The following is a 734-nucleotide window of genomic DNA, read 5'->3' on the forward strand; positions in this document are numbered from 1 at the left end:
TTTCAGAAGCTGTTTTGAATTTATCGTGCGATGATTTGGGATGAGTTTTTGAGGCATTTTCGCTTCTGTGATGAGGAAGATAGCGGGCTATCTGACGAAGAACAGGAGCAAAAAGGACCAAAAAATCGCCCAAAGCACACACGAAAACGAATACATCAAGCCAAGAAAAACTTTTTGGAGAAATTCAAAACAGCTTCTCACCAAAATCATAAAAAAAACGTTGAAAAAATCCCTGATGACTTCTTCAACGCCTTTTTCTGTACTGCAAGATTTTACTTATTTCAACACAAAAGTCAATTCACCTGCTTCATCTTCTTTTTCTTCAATCTTGTCTTCTCTCAATAGCCAACCCAAACCTAAAAACAATTCTTTCTCCGTTTTCAGTTTCGTAGCTTTTTTCAGCTCTTTTTGAGTCATGCCTTTTTCATTCCCATTCAGTGCCTCCCAGATTTGTCCGGCGATAACACCTGCTTTTTCTTTTAACATAGTCTTTTGCTTTTAAATAGTAAACATAAAAAACTAACTCAGAAAAGTCTGCGTAGTCCCTTGCAAAAGTAATTAAAAAAAACAAATCTATGCACGCTTATTTGAAAAAGTTTCAGCTTATCAAGAAAAAAAACAAGCAGGCAGAGTCAACCAGCGAGTGCAACATTACGAAATATTTTTGAAAAAGACCTCCTTAGGCGTCAAGAAATTGAGTTTTTCCCTCGGTCTAGCGTTGATTTTCTTCCTGA

The 734-nt window shown here is 36.5% G+C and carries 2 protein-coding genes; one reads left to right on the forward strand and one right to left on the reverse strand.

Annotation, left to right across the window (positions count from 1 at the left end; all coding sequences use genetic code 11):
- Positions 1-30: 30 nt before the first annotated feature.
- Entirely contained in the window at positions 31-345 is a 315-nt protein-coding gene (locus B5F78_RS17505) for a hypothetical protein (protein WP_162608598.1), read from the forward strand.
- Here B5F78_RS17505 and B5F78_RS16645 read toward each other — a convergent pair.
- Positions 277-486, reverse strand: coding sequence for a winged helix-turn-helix domain-containing protein (locus B5F78_RS16645; protein ID WP_022040287.1), 210 nt, complete (start codon positions 484-486; stop codon positions 277-279). The genes B5F78_RS17505 and B5F78_RS16645 overlap by 69 nt on opposite strands.
- Positions 487-734 lie beyond the last annotated feature (248 nt).

This window comes from Bacteroides sp. An279, from assembly GCF_002159615.1.
Classification (GTDB): Bacteria; Bacteroidota; Bacteroidia; order Bacteroidales; family Bacteroidaceae; genus Phocaeicola; species Phocaeicola intestinalis.

Bases quoted from the DNA above. Each gene is read 5' to 3' on its own strand.
- B5F78_RS17505 (WP_162608598.1), top strand. From the start codon at position 31: ATGATTTGGGATGAGTTTTTGAGGCATTTTCGCTTCTGTGATGAGGAA.
- B5F78_RS16645 (WP_022040287.1), bottom strand. From the start codon at position 486: ATGTTAAAAGAAAAAGCAGGTGTTATCGCCGGACAAATCTGGGAGGCA.